Below are 15,814 nucleotides of genomic sequence, written 5' to 3'. Positions count from 1 at the left end.
GGCAGGGGATCATCAGCACACCGAACCAGCCCACATAGAGGCGGTTGTTGGTGGAGGTGACCCAGTCGCAAAACTGGTTCCACGCAGAAGCGCCTTGGCGCTGCTGAATAGTGGTTGTCATGAGAACAGCTTGGGGAAGTGCTTACCTGACAGATGCCGAAAGGCTTTGCAGGAAAGCAGTAAGTAGATGCGGGGCGGGAACCGCTCGCTCATCTGAACTTAACACCAATTCACATCTTGCGGCCAACTTGGAGGATCAATTGGGCCGCACCAGGGCTGATGGCACCGACAAGCCCGGCTGATCACCCCCTAACCGGGGTCGCTCCTGCGTCACCCCAGGAAAGAGCTCAACAAGATCCGCCACCGGGACCCAGGTGCAGCGGAGGTGCTCATTCACCCAACAGGTGGCATCGGCTGCCGCAGCGCTGCTCGGCTATTCCACTGGCAGCCCTCCCTTGCTATGGCCCTTTCGTCGTGCGGGGCAACCCGCTGGAGGCCAGTGCTTGATCTGGCGCACCTTGGTGTGCGTGGATGGACATTCTTGGGTAGCCGCACCGCAAGGTGGGGCCAGCAAAGCCGATGACACCTGAGCTCGCAAACTGCGTACTTGAGGGACTCCTGCTGCTCCATGAGGAGCTGTCACAGGATCCAGAGGCGCCTTGGTACGTAGGCACACCAGATCAGACGCAGGTGCTGCATGACGAACTCTGGATCTTGGCTGGAGAGCTCTACCCCCGCTCCAGCGCTGCCTTGGTAGATGGCTGGTACCGAGCTGGTCGCTCGTCGTTATTGCCGGTGAACTGCACCGGAGAGCTGTTCAGCAGCCGGCACCTCCAGCTGGTGGTCTGAGTAGGTCTGCTGCTGTGGCTGATGCAGCAACTAAAAGCTGAGGCTTTGCGCCGTTAGGAGAAGGGGCAAGGGGCGGCGGATAGGACAGCTGCCTATGTGACGATTCTTGTTCGTAATCCGCGATCAACGGAAATTCCTCCTATTCATTCCCCCGTCTTGCGGCGCTTGGTGTGTCTTGACCCCAGAACGTCGCACCCATCCCATCCGAATACTGATCGCCGATGACGAGGCGAATATCCGGCGCATATTGGAAACGCGGCTGCGTTTAGCTGGCTTTGAGGTGGCAGCGGCAGTCAATGGCATGCAGGCTCTTGAACTCTTCCGCAGCTTTGAGCCGGATGCACTTGTTCTTGATGTGATGATGCCAGAGCTTGATGGTTTCGCCGTGACCGAGCGGATCCGGGCTCAATCAGAGGTGCCGATTATTTTGCTCACTTCTTTAAGTGATGTAGGCGACCGCCTCACTGGACTAAAGCTTGGCGCCGATGACTACATACTCAAGCCGTTTAGCCCTAAAGAGCTTGAGCTACGTATTCGCTGTGTGCTGAGAAGAAGCTCTCCATCCCTTCTAAGCGGCAAGCAAGCAAATAATGGTGCTGACCGCAAGCCTACAAGCAGTCATTGGCTGCTTGTAGGGAATTTCAAAGTTGATCTAACGCGCCGCAAGGCCTATCGCGGTGATGAGCGCATCCGTCTTACGGGAATGGAATTCAGCCTGCTAGAGCTATTGATTAACCGTGCGGGTGAGCCAGTCAGCCGGCTGGACATCCTCGAGCAGGTTTGGGGGTATAGGCCCACAAAATCTAATGACAGTCGAGTAGTAGACGTTCACATATCACGACTGCGCGCAAAAGTGGAGGAGGACGTAGAGGTTCCCGAGCTTATTCTTACAACGCGAGGCAAAGGCTACATGTTTCGGCGCTGCAGCCAGGAAGAAATGTCTCTCAAAATATGAGCCCATGCTCGTGATCTCTCCATAAAGCAGTAAGGACTGGCCCCGGCAGCACCCCCTAAAGTCAACGTATAAGGCCAAGATATTTCCAGAGGTCTTGCTGCAAGCGGCGATGCAAAGGTGTGACATTGACCATGTTTTTTGGAGGTGAATTCAGGTCAATTCCAGACTTTTCTGCCTCCTTGCGAACCTGTCTCAAGACAGGTATCAGCAGCAAGGCCGTCACAAGCGACATAAGCAGCAGCGCCGGAAGAACGCTGATGGTCATGGCAACAAAAACGATACCGGCCAGCATTTGACTGGCCAGCACCAGCCACTTCGGTTTGCTTTTGCCGGATAGCTGTTTCATGGCCTCATCTTGATAGCGATTGCGGCTCACCGGGCCCCTGCTTTGGTCCGCGAAACAATCCATCAAGGTAGTGCTTGACCACTACGGGCTGCATCAGCCTGTTCTGATCCCATTGCGGGTGATCAACGATGAATAGCGCCATCGCCTGAAATAGATCCTCTGGGAACTGGTTTGCCACACTCACCCCAGCAGCAAGGGCATAGATCAAAAGCTGAGTGAAGATCACTACCGCCAGGGTCTTAAAGACAAAGCGCTCACAATCAAAGGATGGGCTACCAGTTGTTCCAGTTGTAGTGCTGCCCTGCGCCGTTGCTGTTGGCGGTGTAAGCACCTGCCACCAGATCAGCTTCTCAGTTGGGGTCGCTATGAATGGCGATCGGCCGTCCCAGGTTGATCTGCAGCTCCAGGGCTGCTCGATCACATTGGTCGCAAAGTTGGCAGTAAGCCCCGGGTAGCGCAAGGCCGATAGCTGGGCCTCTGTACTTGTGCTGTCGCCGTATTTGGCTCCGATTAACGTTGTATTCATCTTCGGAGCAGGCCTTGCCCCAGCGGTAGCCGGTGCCAGATGCCTTGTCATCCTGGTGCTGGCGGGGCGCACTGCGTCGCACCTCTCGGTGTGCCACCAGGATGCGGCCTCGGTAAAGAGCGCCGGGTCCGCAGCAACGACGTCGAGCCGCAACTGATCAATTACCTCCAGTTGCTGGGGCTCAGCCTTCCAGGCATAGCAGAACTGGCGCAAGCGTTCAGCTCAGCAGGTTTTTGCCGTCGAGACGACGGATCGCCACGACCCCGGGCCTGGGCGGCCTGGCGGGTACACCGGATGGCCAGTTAGAGCCAAGCGGCACCCAGCGCAGCTGCTCAAAGCGTTGACCGTTTCGATCGACCAGGCTGTGGGCTTGGGCTTCCACCTGCTTGCCTTGGCGCACACCCTGGCCCTCGCCTGGGTGCTGCACCGCCAGAAACAGCGTGCGGCCCTCGCTATCGAAGCAGGGCCCGCAAAGCTCACACCCCACCGGACCGATCGCAAAGCAGAGGGCCTGTCCCGCCATTGCACCTTCGCGCGGCAGCAGCCAGCAGCTGTTGTTGCCGAACACATCGAGGTCGGCATCCCCAGAGCGATCGGTCACCAGCCAGAGGTTGCCGGATGGGTCGAAGGCGAGGTTGTCGGGATGGCTAAAACCGAGCCCACCCTCCCAGGGCAGGCCGCCAGCTGCCACCATCCGCCAGCGGAAGCGGGCGCCTCGGCCAGCGCCACCATCGCTCAGGCGCATCACCCAACCGTGGGGCCAGAGGGATTCGCCTTTGGGGCCGCGAAAGACCGCCGGATCACTGCAGCCGCCGTCATCACGGCCCGCCGCCGTGAAAGCGATCAGCAGGTCGCCGTTGATCGGGTCGATATCGGTGTCTTCTGGCCTGGGGCAGGCGGTGGCACCAGCAGCGTTGGCGGCTAGATGGGCATCAATCAAGATCGCCCCCTGCTGCCGCAGCTGCGCCTGCACGTCATCGCCGCCCAACGGGTAAAGATCGCCAAGTTTTTTGTAGCGGCTGCAGTAGGCCTGCAGTGCGGAATCGCTGCTGAGCGCTTCACTGCCGCTGCGCTGGCGATCGCTGTGGGGCAACACGAGCGGTTGCTCCCAGCCAAAGCGCTCGTAATGACAGGGGGGTTGCGGCTGCACCGCCGTAGTGGCCTCCAGGGCAATCCAGGTGCCGCTGCCTTCTGCGTTGAAACGGGCCACCTCCAGGCGCCCGGCTGCAAACAGCCGCGAATTGGTGCGATCGAGCGGGTCTTGCACGAGCCCCTCACTGACAAAGCGGTAAAAGTGCCCACCATGGCGATCGCAACCCGAATACACCACCAGCGGCTCCCCGGACCGCGCCACAACGGCAACGGCTTCGTGGCGAAAGCGGCCCAGAAGACTGTGCTTAACCGCGGGTTTGCTTGGCTCGCGGGGGTCGAATTCCACCATCCAGCCGTACTTATTGCCGGCAAGCCCGAAGGGATTGCCGAGCCCGTCGAGGCGTGAACCATCCCAGCGGAACGGCCGCTTCTCGGGGGAAGCCGCCGAGCCATCGGCATAGACGGCCTCGGGTACCTGCGACTGAAAGTTTTCCTCAGCGCTCAGCACGGTGCCCCAGGGGGTGGTGCCGCCAGCGCAATTGGCAAAGGTGCCGATGATCCGATCACCCAGGCCGTCGCGGTAGCCAAGCGGCTGGCTGTGGCGGAACACCGCCGCCGCCGGACCGCTGCAGCGCAGTGCCTGCTCCTGCTGGCTGAGCCCGCTGAGCCCATCGATGCGCCGCTCATAGCGACTGCCGCCGAGGCGGCGCCAGCCTGAGCTCCCCTGCTCAAGCTCGAGCACGCCGATGCCGAGATCAGCCATGGCAGCACGGGCCACGGCCTCGATCAGCGAACGCAGCGGGTCGTTCGCAGCCAGGCTGGCCACGTCCACGCTGCCGCCGCGGCTGGCCAGGGACTGCTGCAAAGGCTCCAGCGGCAGAGTAGTGCCCACGGCTTCTGAAAAACCTGCCGACCAGGTCTGCGGGCTGATGTATTCGAAGTTGATACTCAACAAGGCCTTTCCGCCAGGCAGGGCCTGGAATGCCAGGTAGTCGTTGTTGAAGCCAAAGCGACCCGTGGCGAGAAGATCCCCCCAGACAGCGATCAGCTCGGCGCGATAGCCCTCGGGAACCAGCAGTTTGTCGTCGACGTTGAACGTCCGATAGATGCGCCGTTGGTCTGCCGCACTCAGCCCGTCAGCAGGCAAGGGCAGAGGTGCACGCACGGGCACAAAGGGCAGGCCAGCATCCCCTGCCGTGCCGCGACTGCGCACCTCAAACTGCGGCAGCAGAATGGCAGCGGCGCTGCTGCCAGCACCGATGCCCAGTAATTCGAGCAGTTGGCGGCGTTTGAGCGCGGAGCGATTCATTGCTGTTTCATTGCTGGGGTGGCGCTGAGCAGCCCGGCAGCTGGCGCGGCACCAGCCGGGCAAGGTGTGATCGTTGCAGGGGATTGAAGTTGTCGTCGGTCGCCAGCAGCAAGCTTGGTCGGCCATCGCCAAGGGGCGGAGCCGCCAGCAGCACTTCCCAGTTATCTGAAGCAAGACCGAGCTGCAGCAGATTCCAGCTGATCAGTGGAGCCACGGGGGGAGCGTCAGCGTTGCTGGTTGCGATGGCGCTGGCTGGATACAGCACCAGTCGCGCCTGCCACTGATCGGGTGCCGTAAACCGACGCCACAAACCGAGCAGTCCCTGCTTGCTGGCAAGCAGATCGGTGAGCCCCCAACCTCCAGGTGGCAGGGCCAAGGGGCGCAGCTCTGCAGGTTGCAAGGCGCCGCTGGCATCGGGCGCCCAGTGCAGCAGCCGTACGCGATCAGGTGGATCTTGCAGCAGGGGCTGTTCAGCCGCCATCAGCAAGGCCCCGTTTACAGGTGAACGGCTCAGGGACTCCGGGCCCCCATTGCTGCGTAGTCCACGCTTGGGTTGGAGGCGCCAATCTGGCGGCAGCTCCCGGCTACTCAGAAGCGAACCTGCGGCCATGTCGTAGCGGAGCAACGCAGCAGGTTGCTCAGGTTGCAGCCGCCCCTCAGTGGCTACCCAAAAGTGCTGGGCTTCAACCACCAGCCCTTCGCCGTCCATGGGCTGCGGCTGCTTCAGCGGTAGGGGTGGCAGCGGCACGAGACCCTTCAGTCCGCCGGCTCGGAAGCCACGCCAGCGGCTGATGCTGCCGCGGGGAGCATCGCTCAGCAGCCACAACTCATCAACTTCAGGGCGGTAGGCCCCGGCCGAGAAGCCACCCCCCTGGCTCGGTTCGATCAGCCGCTGCTCGACAACCTCCCAGCCGGCAGAGAGTGGACAGGGCAGGGGAATGGGTGTGGGTGCGTCCATGGCGAGTGCTCAGGTCGACGCGGATATTTCAGTGGGGGTGGGCTTGAACTGGAAGGACATCGTGCCGATCACGTTCACCGCCCGGATTGGATCAAGGATGCTTCAGGTTCGGCAGAGTTTCAGCTCTAGCAGAGCTACAGCTCTTTTGCCTGTTGCGCCTGCAGCGTGTCCCTGTGCTGAAAAGGCTTGTAGCCATGGCCTCGCCACGAGAAAAGTGAGTTTGTGGATGGGGCTGGAATGGATCTCTGGGTGCTTCAAAAGCGACCGACCGGAATGGTCGAACCCTTTGAGCTGACGCGGTTGAGGGAGGAGGCGCGCGCTCTTGACATCCGCTTTGAGACCGTCGCACCAGAAGAAATCGATCTAATCGTTAGCCGCGGTGGCCGGCGATCAATTCGGCGCTGCGGCGCTGAGGTTCAACTCCCAGATGTCTTGCTGCCCCGCACTGGTAGTGGCACGGATTACTTCTCATTGGCGATCCTGCGCCAGCTGGAGCACCTGGGTGTGGCTGTGGTGAATCGCAGCAGCGCCATCGAGGCGGTCAAGGACAAGCTCTATGCGCACCAAATCCTCGCCCAGAGCAATTTGCCAATCCCACGCACCATGTTGGTGCGCTTTCCAGTCGATCCCCATCTGGTCGCCAAACAAATTGGGTTTCCCTGTGTCATCAAGCTGCTGGTTGGCTCTTATGGCGACGGGGTTGTGCTCAGCCGTGACCCAGCCAGCTTCCGTGACCTGATGGAGCTGGTCTCCGGGCTGGATCGCTCCCAGAGCCTGATCCTGCAGCAGTACATCGGTACAAGACCCGGAAAGGACCTGCGGGTATGGGTAATTGGAGGCCAGGTTATTGGCGCCATGTTGCGCAGCAGCACCGATGGCAGTTTCAAGGCAAACATCAGTAGGGGTGGGGATGGGCAGGCATTTCCGCTTAACCCAGAGCTGGAGCGACTAGCGCGCGATTCAGCCGCCGCCTTGAACCTCGACATAGCTGGTGTCGACCTGCTGTTTGATGGCGATGGTTACAGCATCTGCGAGGTCAATAGCGCCCCAGGCTTTCAGGGCTTTGAGACAGCCACGGGCCTGAACGTGGCTCGCCTGGTACTTGAGCACTGCAGATCAACACTGCAGTTCTTGCCGCCAGTGCATCCCCAACTGCAAGCCCTGAAGGCCGCGACCTGATTGCTTACTACTGGCTTGTTGTGCTCTCGGCAGATCGCTCCTGCGATCGCAACGCTGCACAATTACGCCAATGCGCAGCAATGTGCCTCAGGGAACCTGGCAGCAGGCTCCAGTTCACGCGAGCTTGATCCCATCTCTGCTTTGAGTAGATGAGCTGGTCTGATCTGGAGCGGTTGGTGGCTGATGCAGAAAGCAGCCCGGCGCTCCAGCAGGTCCTCCGCCAGTGCCATAGCCGCCAGGAGCTCCTACGCACCGCCCGCCAGCTGGGCTACCGGCTCACCAGAGCTGACCTACAAAACGCCTGGCTGGAGCACCACAACGCAGCGGAAGCGCAAGGAGCCACTGGCTTGACCTAGCCACGGAGCGAGGCTGGGCGCGACAGCATGTAACGAAGTAGTTACATGGCTCTCATGACAGTCGGGGAGGTCTTTCTGGAGTCGATCTCTAGCGGTGTGATCACGGAGCATGAGATCTCCTGGGTTACCTCCCATCAAGGCGCCTTTGCTCGCCACGAGGAAGCCCTAGCGCTTCGGCTGGGGCGCTTGGTAGACGAGGGGCAGATCAACCTCGGGTGCCGCCTGCCTAGCCGTCTTGTTCAGCACAAGCTTGTGCTGAACGAATGGATCGAACCGCTCGGCCGCCGCCGCGGCACAGCAGCTGTTTGCGCCTGACACCGCAGCAGCTCCGATGACTCAAGCCAAAACACTGGATTACTGGCAGAACATGCGGATCGCCATGGAGGCGGCAGGGGCAACCTCAAGTGCCATCTACAAACGAGCCCTGGCGATCACGCAGGGGCTTCCAGATCCCCTTGCCCCTCAGGATTCAGCTCGGTCGTAACGGCTAGCCCCCTTTCAGAGGCGGGGGCCGCATCTCCGGCGGCCCTGCCCGTCAGCCAGAGCGGATGCACGTATTTCTCCCCCTTGCCACAACCGTTCACACCCTGTTACATTGGCAGTAACAATCCGTAACAGACATGGCTGAGTCCGCTTCCCGCTTTGGTTTCGTTGCTTTCGCTGAAACCTGGAATGGCCGTCTGGCCATGCTCGGCTTTGTGATCGGTCTTGGCACCGAGCTCCTTACAGGTCAGGGCATCCTTTCCCAAATTGGTCTGGGTTGAGCGTCATGGAAACCGACTACACCGCTGCAATCTCCGTCGTTGCTCTGATCACCGCCGTGCTTTCGGCAATGACGATCTACGTGCTGAGCCGACCTACGGACCTGGCCAAGAGGGTTGGATGATTTCTGCAATCACCATCGTTCTTATCGGTGCCTGGATTGTTGGTGCTCTCAACCAGCCGGATCTTGCCGATTGAACTTCTAGCTCTTGCCTCTTCTGGTTTCCAATAACTATTCCGCCACCAAAAGTCATGACCAACACTCCTTCTAACGGCCCAGCGCTTAATAACAGCGCGGAACAGCTGACCCTCATGGAGCAGCTCAAGCAAGTTGAACTGTTTAACGGCCGCGCTGCGATGCTCGGCATTGTGATCGGCATCGTGGTGGAAGGAGTAACCGGCTTTGGTATTGCCCACCAGATTGGCTTAGGCGCCTTGGTAGATGGCTACGCCGCCTGCCGTACCCAGTTTCTGCCTTTCTGCTTCTGAGCTTCTGCAGGCCCTTTGTTTCTGACCCCTAGGTAATACCTGGGGGTTTTGTTTGGCGCCAGTGGAATAACCGGCGGCCTCCAAGCCCACCGGCTAGCCGCCATTAGACGGACCAGCGCTTGGGAGGCTCAAGCTCTTGGTGCTCTTTTTCCAGCTGGATCAGCCACCAGACTGCTGGATAGGCGGGCTCGGGCTGTGGCTCCTGCCATTGACCGCAAGACTGAGCCTCTTCCCATGCATCAATGAGGGACTGCATGGTGGTGAAGAGCGGGAACATCGCTGTCTGCACAGCCGGTGGGCCCCCTCCGCCCAGCTGAGGTTCTGAATGGGCGGTTCTGCTCAGCGCAACTAGCGGTGCGGCAGCGGGCACGGGCCTTTGCGGAATAGCCAAGCGGGAGCGAGCGGCTGGAGCAGGCGGGAGCGGTGGAATCCCCTGGCTCGCTGTCATCCCACAGGTCTGTGCACGGCTTGCACGGTTTATTCAGCGGCCGCAAACACGCATAACCCCGACCAGGCTGCAGCGTAGAAACCCACAGGCGATTGGCTGCCAAGCCGCAGCCCGCTACTGAACGAGCTGAACAAGGACAAACCAAGGTGTATTGCTCGATGGATCGTCAGCCAGGTGGCTCAGTTTTCGATGTCGCTTGTCAACTGGCTATGTCCAGAGCGTTGTCAGGGTCCATCACCTTCACCATCTCGACGCCGAAGCCGGCACAGTCAGCAAAGAACAAAGCGAACTGGGGCATGACGATCATTGCTGACAGCTCGATGATGACTGATAGGGGTAGATATGCAGCCCATCCCATGCGGAAGGACAGGATCGTGGTTTCATCCGGAATCCATTCACTAATCATATCGATGCTGGCAAAGCGACTCATGGTGGGCACCGCTATCAAGGCCTCTTCCATAGCCGGATAGCCGAGCGAGCACCAATGTTGCAGCAAGTAGATGCCCAGCATCGTCATCAGTGGATATGGCGGACGGCCACCCTTCTTGTTGGTCTTGGGGTCGTGGGGCACGATTAACTCGACAAGTGCCTGGCAGAGCACCATCGCCTCCATCTCAGAGAGAAAATTTCTCGCGCTTGGTCTGCTTCTAGTGACTCCGCCACACTCGACTTAAGTCGAGGTGGGTGCACTGATGAGCTCGTAATCCGAGAAACGAAGCTGCTTGCCATCCATTAAGCAAAGCCTTGCATGCGATCACAGAGTCATTGTCGCGCGGATGGACTGGATTCCAAAGCTTCCCCGGACAATTTGTACATTGAGACCTTTATTTGGTTTCTACTATTATTCAGCCCTGCGTCGCTCGTAGGCTGCAGTTATTGAACTCGAATCAGTTTGAACAAATACAAACTCACTGCCATTGTGCGTCGCATAAATGTCGTAATGAGATACGTTTTTTTGATTATCTTCGAACGTAACAGTTCCCGAACAATTTGAATTCATTGTATATGTACCCTTGTAGCTTCCGCGGGCAATGGTTCCATTGAAGTTTCCAGTATATACCCCCGACATGCCGCCCTTGCCGTCAAAGTACTCGCGACCAGCCTGGGCAAAGGGCTGGTTTTTGTCGGCTGATTTTCCCAGAATAATTCCATCCTGGGCATACAAATAGCTTCCTTTTATTGTCGCCACAGAGCATTGATCACCAGCAGATACTGGAGAAGCAGATACTGCGACCCCAGAAATAGTTAGCGCCAAAAGAATGAATATTGATATAGATTTTTCCAGAAGATTGCAGTAAAATTACTTATTCAATACTAGCAGTTGTCGGCCGCGAAGGGAGCGGGTGGAGCAAGAAAGGCCGTTTCTCTTGCCTTTTTCTTCCTCCCTTTTGCTCCCCTGCCCCCTGGCACGGCCACCAAGCCAGTACCCCAATAAAAGGGGGCCGATGGCCGCCGCTGGGGGATTAGCAGACTGAGACGGTGACGCCGGGGAGGCCCTGCGACTTGCGTGCAAAGGCAAATGCCTTCTCAGCAGTGATCAGCCGCATCTTCTTTACCGGCTTACCGCGCCTCCCGAAGTGCTCAACGGTGCAGGGCACAGCGCCGCTCTTTTTGATACCAGGGGCATAGCGATGGACGATCAGCAGGCGGATATTGCAGACGGGGTCTTATGGAGCTGCCATGGAAATTTTGGCGATGAACCCCCAGGTGACGCCCCACGGCGCACTAACAGGCAAGGGAGGACAACCTGCAAGGGGTGCTCGACGAATTACCAGCAGAGCCCCAAAGCCAACAGTGCTGGTTCTGCTGCCTGCCGGCTGCTACGACCGGGATCAACCAAAGCAAAAGGATCTGAATACTGCCTCTAAGCAGTAGGGGCGCGGTGAGAACGCCTCAATGGATGCGGTCCTGCTGTCTGGCAAGAAAAAGCACCTGTATTACAGGCATCCGGTGTCAGCCACCCATGAGTCCCCCAAAAGCCGGCCTAGCAGGCGCAGCACCGCTAGGTGCGCTCAGCAGAGACGCTGAGCTCTTGCTCAACCAAGACAGCATCTGGAGCTTCTGGCTCTGGGCAGATCAAATCAACCGCCTGCCGGGCTGCGCTGATCACCTGCAGCAACACCTTGGGGGATTGGCGCAGCACTGATATCCAGCTCTGGAGATAGGCGGCGTGATTGGTGAGCTCACAGCCAATCTGCAGCCGCTGCCCCAGCAGAACGCTGCCCAGCTCGGCTACAGACTCTTCTCGGGCATAGCTGCTGGAGCCAAAGGCGCCGGATTGATCCCGCTGAAGCCGCGACTCGTGGCCGGTGGAGTGAATGGCCTCATGGCCCCAGGTGGCATAGAGCGCCGCAGCACTGTGGAAGCTTTCGCGCAGCGGCAGCTGGATGCGATCGGAGCTGGTGGAATAAAAAGCCCGCTCACCACCCCAGCTGGCTGGCACCGGCCAAGCAGAGAGAACGTGCTCGGCGCGGGCGATCGGCTCGATCGCTGGCCGTGCTTCTAGGGCCGGCATCCGTGCGGCGATCAAGCCAGCCAAGCCATCGCCCTCGAGATCGCCGGCATTGAATACCGGCACTGGCCGGTAACTAGCCCAGCTGTGCAGAACCTTCTCGCCATTGGACGCCTCCTTCTCGCTGGAGTGCAGCTGCGGCCGCAGTATGCGGACGGACTTTGAGTCTTTGCGGGGGAAGATGCCCAACTTCTTGGCCTCCCCAAAGCCGCACCAGAAGGGCAGCTCAGCGCCACGCATGGCCATGCCGAGCTCCAAAAGGATTGGATTGCTGCCGCGGTAGGCACGGCCTGTAAGCAGATTGATGTGAACACCGCCGGTGTGGCAATCCCAGGGCTTGCGCCATGGCGTGCTGCCAGCTTCTAGGAGCTCGATGAGATCACGAACCAGCGCTTCTTCTGGCGAGGGACCTGAGCTCTTGCTGCGTGACTTTGGTGATGCGGCCATTGGACAGGGCGCAAAGGACTTGAAGTGACCGCGCCGGTGAGGGCAAGGGCGGCGTTAGCCGCTCGCGTAGCCCATGCGCCACCTGCGCACACTGAAGTTCCCTGCGCGTACCAAACCCTTCTCCTCCAGGCTCTGTCGCACCGCTAGGTGCGCTCAGTAGATCTGCACCGCTAGGTGCGCTCTGTAGACCAGCACCGCTAGGTGCGCTCAGTAGACCAACACCGCTAGGTGCGCTCAGTAGACCAACACCGCTAGGTGCATTTGGCGGCGAGAGAGATAAAGAAGGCCGCCGATGTGACCTGCATGAGCTCAGATAAGCGCTACCCCCCAGGGAGCAGAAGGCGGCGCTTCTGACCAGCTTCCAATACTTCAGGCAATAGAGCTCTTCTCCATAGGGCCGCTCACACCAGATGCGTCACAGCGACGGGAGCGATCCCAGCGAAGGTCGGCAGGAAGGACGGCCTCAAACTGGAGAGGATCAGGGCACTGCTTCTGCATGGCAGCAGCGGCGAGTTAATCGGTAAACATCAGCACGCCGTATCCGAGGTTGTTCCCCTGCCAGAGTGAACTTGCTCAAGATCTGCCACTAGCTATGGAGCGCATCACCCGGTTCATCGCTGCTGCCAGCCTGGTAGCTCTCTTGGCAGCCTGCGGCGGTGAGGGCGGCAAAGATAGGAAACAAGACCAGATGGATCGGGAGAGGCCTTCTCTTGGCGCATCAAAAGACGATGAAGACGGTGAGAGCAAGAAGGAGGATAAGGAATCTCGCGAGGATGAGGATAGCGACGACAGTGATTAGCCACCAGCTCGATCGTTACGTACCTGAGCGATCTCAAATTCCATCAGAGCTGCAATCTGTTCCTAGCCGCTGAACCCTGGCGGGACTTAGCTCGGTGCTGCTTGGCGCCGTTCAAGTGCTTTCAGCCGGTGAGGTCCGACTTGGGCCCAAGCCCCAGTTGGTCTTCCATGGCGGCTTGCTTAAAGCGGTAGATCCATACCTACCTGTTTCTTATTGCTCCTTTACCGATCCATCAGTAGCTGTAGGGATCGATGCCCTGTGCCCAGGCCCCGGACCAGCCGTAGGCCATGGCGGTATTGGTGGCGGTAGAACCAGAAGCGATCGGCAAATTGCTCGGCGCTCATCGGGGTGGTCATGAGGAGTGGACCTGACCACTGCCTTCTTGTGAACAAAAGGGTTGCCTGCGCGAATAGCCTCCGCTCACAGCTTCCCAATGCAAGACGCTCCGTGCAGAACTGGCAGCTGTGGGCCGTAGCGGCCGCGCTCTCCGCAGCCGTAACCGCTCTATTGCTCAAGGTGGGCGTGCAGGGAGTGGATGCGGCGATGGCCACCCTGTTCCGCACCCTGGCCGTAGCGATTGTGCTGGCTCTGGTGCTGCTGGTCAGCGGCCGGCTCGATTGGCAGGAACTGCGCCATCTGCCCGCTCTCAGCCTGGGCGCTCTCGCCCTCTCCGGTCTGGCGACAGGTGTCTCGTGGTTCTGCTACAGCCGAGCCCTGCAGCTGGGGCCCGTGGCTGGGGTGGCGGCACTCGACAAGGTCAGTGTTGTGCTGATTGCCCTGCTGGCGCTGCTGCTGCTTGGTGAACAGCTCGACCTCAAGGCCTGGTTCGGGGTGGTGCTGATGGCTATCGGCGCTGCTTTGGTTGCCTGGGTCTAGCGGCTCAGGCAGGGCGGATCGCGCTGAAACAAACCGTCGAGGTAAAGCCTGCTCACGGCCCGGTCCTTGCTGCCGTGCTGGAACAGGAAGCCCGCAAGCGCTGCCTGCAGCAGGCGGTACTGGTCCCAGTTGGGATGGCTGCTGATGAATTCCCACATCGCCTGGTACAGGTCCTCCGGGAACTCATTGACGACGCTCACGTGGACCAGGGGATGGTCGGGGATCTGGCTCATGCGTTCATAACGGCAGTGCACCCATCAAGTCACGAGCACCGCAGCGGCGTCAAAGCAGCAAAACCAGTCCGACAAGGCCGTGTCTTGCCGTGAGAAGCGAGACCTGAGCTGCCTTCCTGGCGGCTTGCTGTTCCTCTTGGGCAGGCCAAAACTCCCCGCTGCCGGCGGTCAAGAGGAGAGTGCTTTTCCCCAGCGGGGGCTGCACTGCTGATGCCAGCAGCGGGGTCTGGGGCGTTAAGCCTGTGGAGAAGGCGCCGGTTATGGCGGGAAACCGCTGAATTCGGGGGAAAACTCCATAGCTCAGCAGCCCTGATCGATCCGCCCACACCCTGCAGCAATACAAATCGGGTTTTGCGAAACAACAGCTCCTGCCTGAACCCAAACGCACAACCGCCCAGGGCAACACAGTGGCCGCCAAAGTGCTTGGTACGACTCAAAAATCTATTTGAAAGTTTGTGGCATAAAAGGCTTGGGGAGTCCCGGCTGTGGCAAGCCAAGCTTCAGTCATACCAACGGTTTCACTCTCTCAGCGCCTCAAAGCCAGTGACGGCGAGTAACAGGAAGGAGCGTTCACAATGGGCAAGCTCCCCAACCTGGGCTTTTCTCATGGCTGATCACGACGGACGGAAACTCAGCGTTCGGGAAATGATCAATGCTCACCTGTTCCCGCTGCTGGCCTTAGTCGCCACAGCGAGCTCAGTCTCGATTGCCCTATCGCTTGGCTCCATTGCTGGCCAGTCCTCCCGCTGGAACCAGTGCTTCGATGCTGGGTTGGCGTGGCTGGAGCGCACAAGTCCCCGCGTCAAAGGTGGCGACCGCACGGCCATTGCGGCCAACTTCTGCAATGGCGGCCTGCCCAACAAGCCTGCGCGCTAGAGACACAGACGGTGCCAGGACATCAGATCTAGCGCCTTGTTGGATGGGCAGCCAGGCTTGGATCCCAAGAGTTGGAGCGGATACCTGATGTACTTCGTAGATTCATGCCGGCCGCTGCCTGGAGCTGCACCGCTGCTCAAAACTCGAAGACACATGCGCCGTAACGACGCCAGGGAGCGATGGCTAAGGCTCAATGCCCAGGCCGGGCAAGCCCTCCATCCCCCGCGGCCGAACCTGCCGGAACCAAGGTGAGCCCTGCCAACGGCACACCGGAATACAGTTAGATCAACTCCGAGGTGGATGCCTGTAACCAGGCCCAATACCGCATGATCCCGTCGGCCAACGTCAAGACCGTGCGCCTATCCACCGCAGTCAGCGGCGAATAGGTCACTTTCACCTGCTGGGCGAAGTTGAGACTTGGCCCGCCACCCCGCCCACCTATCAGCCGATTCTGTTCTCTCCTTCTGCCTGATCTCCCTGCTGCTGCCATGAGTCGTCACCAATCCCCCCACTTCGTTCTTGAACAGACTGAGGACGGCTGGATGCTGGAAGCCCAGCACATCACCAAGGATGGCCAGGGGGATTGGATGCTGAACCACGACCAATTGGAGGAACTCGCCACCCTCCTCCAACAGTCCCTCGCCTAGGGCCACCGCCCCGGCGAGGTAGGTCAGCAGCTCAACGATTAAATCTATGCGGCGCCCCGGGTGGGGTACGGCGCTACTTGGTATGTGGCCTCTACAAGTTCCGCTGCGAAGTTTTACAGCTCCAGAGCGCTCGATCTACCAGCACTCCGCTCTCG

At 59.6% G+C, this 15,814-nt stretch carries 21 protein-coding genes and 1 pseudogene; 12 read left to right on the top strand and 10 right to left on the bottom strand.

Annotation, left to right across the window (positions count from 1 at the left end; all coding sequences use genetic code 11):
- A pseudogene (locus tag KBY99_RS04610) lies at positions 1–121 on the bottom strand (photosystem II q(b) protein); the annotation flags it as partial.
- A gap of 458 nt (positions 122–579) precedes the next feature.
- Here KBY99_RS04610 and KBY99_RS04605 point away from each other — a divergent pair.
- Positions 580–849, top strand: a complete 270-nt coding sequence (locus tag KBY99_RS04605; protein ID WP_254997606.1) for a hypothetical protein — start codon at positions 580–582, stop codon at positions 847–849.
- Between the two features lie 175 nt (positions 850–1,024).
- Positions 1,025–1,804, top strand: a complete 780-nt coding sequence (locus KBY99_RS04600; protein ID WP_254997605.1) for a response regulator — start codon at positions 1,025–1,027, stop codon at positions 1,802–1,804.
- 61 nt (positions 1,805–1,865) lie between these two features.
- Here KBY99_RS04600 and KBY99_RS04595 read toward each other — a convergent pair whose 3' ends face one another.
- The 4 genes from KBY99_RS04595 to KBY99_RS04580 form a co-directional block, all read right to left on the bottom strand.
- Entirely contained in the window at positions 1,866–2,150 is a 285-nt protein-coding gene (locus tag KBY99_RS04595) for a hypothetical protein (RefSeq protein WP_254997604.1), read from the bottom strand.
- Positions 2,151–2,154: 4 nt separating this feature from the next.
- Positions 2,155–2,676 (bottom strand): DUF2811 domain-containing protein, encoded by a 522-nt coding sequence (locus KBY99_RS04590; protein ID WP_254997603.1) that lies wholly within the window; start codon positions 2,674–2,676, stop codon positions 2,155–2,157.
- Between the two features lie 217 nt (positions 2,677–2,893).
- A complete protein-coding gene (locus KBY99_RS04585) occupies positions 2,894–5,077 on the bottom strand; it encodes a PhoX family protein (protein ID WP_254997601.1) in 2,184 nt (727 codons plus the stop codon).
- A 7-nt stretch (positions 5,078–5,084) separates the two neighbouring features.
- Positions 5,085–6,035, bottom strand: a complete 951-nt coding sequence (locus tag KBY99_RS04580; RefSeq protein ID WP_254997599.1) for an esterase-like activity of phytase family protein — start codon at positions 6,033–6,035, stop codon at positions 5,085–5,087.
- A gap of 237 nt (positions 6,036–6,272) precedes the next feature.
- Here KBY99_RS04580 and KBY99_RS04575 point away from each other — a divergent pair, with 237 nt between their 5' ends.
- The 5 genes from KBY99_RS04575 (at position 6,273) to KBY99_RS04555 (ending at position 8,821) form a co-directional block, all read left to right on the top strand.
- Positions 6,273–7,214, top strand: a complete 942-nt coding sequence (locus KBY99_RS04575; protein ID WP_254997597.1) for a RimK family alpha-L-glutamate ligase — start codon at positions 6,273–6,275, stop codon at positions 7,212–7,214.
- Between the two features lie 149 nt (positions 7,215–7,363).
- Positions 7,364–7,570, top strand: a complete 207-nt coding sequence (locus tag KBY99_RS04570; RefSeq protein WP_254997595.1) for a Nif11-like leader peptide family natural product precursor — start codon at positions 7,364–7,366, stop codon at positions 7,568–7,570.
- 54 nt (positions 7,571–7,624) lie between these two features.
- The gene (locus KBY99_RS04565) at positions 7,625–7,885 is read left to right on the top strand and encodes a hypothetical protein (RefSeq protein WP_254997625.1); all 261 of its coding nucleotides are present in this window, start codon (positions 7,625–7,627) and stop codon (positions 7,883–7,885) included.
- A gap of 305 nt (positions 7,886–8,190) precedes the next feature.
- Positions 8,191–8,334 (top strand): chlorophyll a/b-binding protein, encoded by a 144-nt coding sequence (locus tag KBY99_RS04560; RefSeq protein WP_254997593.1) that lies wholly within the window; start codon positions 8,191–8,193, stop codon positions 8,332–8,334.
- A gap of 250 nt (positions 8,335–8,584) precedes the next feature.
- Entirely contained in the window at positions 8,585–8,821 is a 237-nt protein-coding gene (locus KBY99_RS04555; RefSeq protein WP_254997591.1) for a chlorophyll a/b-binding protein, read from the top strand.
- A 647-nt stretch (positions 8,822–9,468) separates the two neighbouring features.
- Here the strand turns inward: KBY99_RS04555 and KBY99_RS04550 are convergent.
- The 3 genes from KBY99_RS04550 to KBY99_RS04540 all read right to left on the bottom strand — a co-directional run bounded on the left by KBY99_RS04550 (position 9,469) and on the right by KBY99_RS04540 (position 12,228).
- Positions 9,469–9,882: a transposase gene (locus KBY99_RS04550; protein ID WP_254997589.1), complete on the bottom strand. Its 414-nt coding sequence runs from the start codon at positions 9,880–9,882 to the stop codon at positions 9,469–9,471.
- 228 nt (positions 9,883–10,110) lie between these two features.
- The gene (locus KBY99_RS04545) at positions 10,111–10,524 is read right to left on the bottom strand and encodes a hypothetical protein (protein ID WP_254997588.1); all 414 of its coding nucleotides are present in this window, start codon (positions 10,522–10,524) and stop codon (positions 10,111–10,113) included.
- Positions 10,525–11,271: 747 nt separating this feature from the next.
- The gene (locus KBY99_RS04540) at positions 11,272–12,228 is read right to left on the bottom strand and encodes an ArdC family protein (RefSeq protein WP_254997586.1); all 957 of its coding nucleotides are present in this window, start codon (positions 12,226–12,228) and stop codon (positions 11,272–11,274) included.
- Positions 12,229–12,820: 592 nt separating this feature from the next.
- Between KBY99_RS04540 and KBY99_RS04535 the strand changes: the two genes are divergently transcribed.
- Positions 12,821–13,027: a hypothetical protein gene (locus KBY99_RS04535; RefSeq protein WP_254997585.1), complete on the top strand. Its 207-nt coding sequence runs from the start codon at positions 12,821–12,823 to the stop codon at positions 13,025–13,027.
- A gap of 221 nt (positions 13,028–13,248) precedes the next feature.
- Here the strand turns inward: KBY99_RS04535 and KBY99_RS04530 are convergent, their stop codons facing one another.
- The gene (locus tag KBY99_RS04530; protein WP_254997583.1) at positions 13,249–13,383 is read right to left on the bottom strand and encodes a hypothetical protein; all 135 of its coding nucleotides are present in this window, start codon (positions 13,381–13,383) and stop codon (positions 13,249–13,251) included.
- Positions 13,384–13,474: 91 nt separating this feature from the next.
- On the opposite strand from KBY99_RS04530, the gene KBY99_RS04525 reads away from it, so the two are divergent.
- Positions 13,475–13,903, top strand: coding sequence for an EamA family transporter (locus KBY99_RS04525; protein WP_254997581.1), 429 nt, complete (start codon positions 13,475–13,477; stop codon positions 13,901–13,903).
- On the opposite strand, the gene KBY99_RS04520 is transcribed toward KBY99_RS04525, so the two are convergent.
- Positions 13,900–14,136, bottom strand: a complete 237-nt coding sequence (locus KBY99_RS04520) for a DUF2811 domain-containing protein (RefSeq protein WP_254997580.1) — start codon at positions 14,134–14,136, stop codon at positions 13,900–13,902. The two genes, KBY99_RS04525 and KBY99_RS04520, sit on opposite strands and share 4 nt — an antisense overlap.
- Positions 14,137–14,781: 645 nt before the next feature.
- Between KBY99_RS04520 and KBY99_RS04515 the strand changes: the two genes are divergently transcribed.
- From KBY99_RS04515 to KBY99_RS04510, 3 genes are all read left to right on the top strand, one after another.
- The gene (locus KBY99_RS04515) at positions 14,782–15,012 is read left to right on the top strand and encodes a hypothetical protein (protein ID WP_254997579.1); all 231 of its coding nucleotides are present in this window, start codon (positions 14,782–14,784) and stop codon (positions 15,010–15,012) included.
- Between the two features lie 36 nt (positions 15,013–15,048).
- Complete coding sequence (locus KBY99_RS14910) at positions 15,049–15,264, top strand: DUF1651 domain-containing protein (protein WP_409996526.1); 216 nt, start codon at positions 15,049–15,051, stop codon at positions 15,262–15,264.
- 236 nt (positions 15,265–15,500) lie between these two features.
- Entirely contained in the window at positions 15,501–15,659 is a 159-nt protein-coding gene (locus KBY99_RS04510; protein WP_254997577.1) for a hypothetical protein, read from the top strand.
- The last annotated feature ends 155 nt before the right edge of the window (positions 15,660–15,814 follow it).

The sequence above is a fragment of the Cyanobium sp. Maggiore-St4-Cus genome (assembly GCF_024345615.1).
Classification (GTDB): domain Bacteria; phylum Cyanobacteriota; class Cyanobacteriia; order PCC-6307; family Cyanobiaceae; genus Cyanobium_A; species Cyanobium_A usitatum.
Note: the sequence above shows the minus strand (reverse complement) of the source record. Positions and strands in the feature narration are given on the sequence as shown.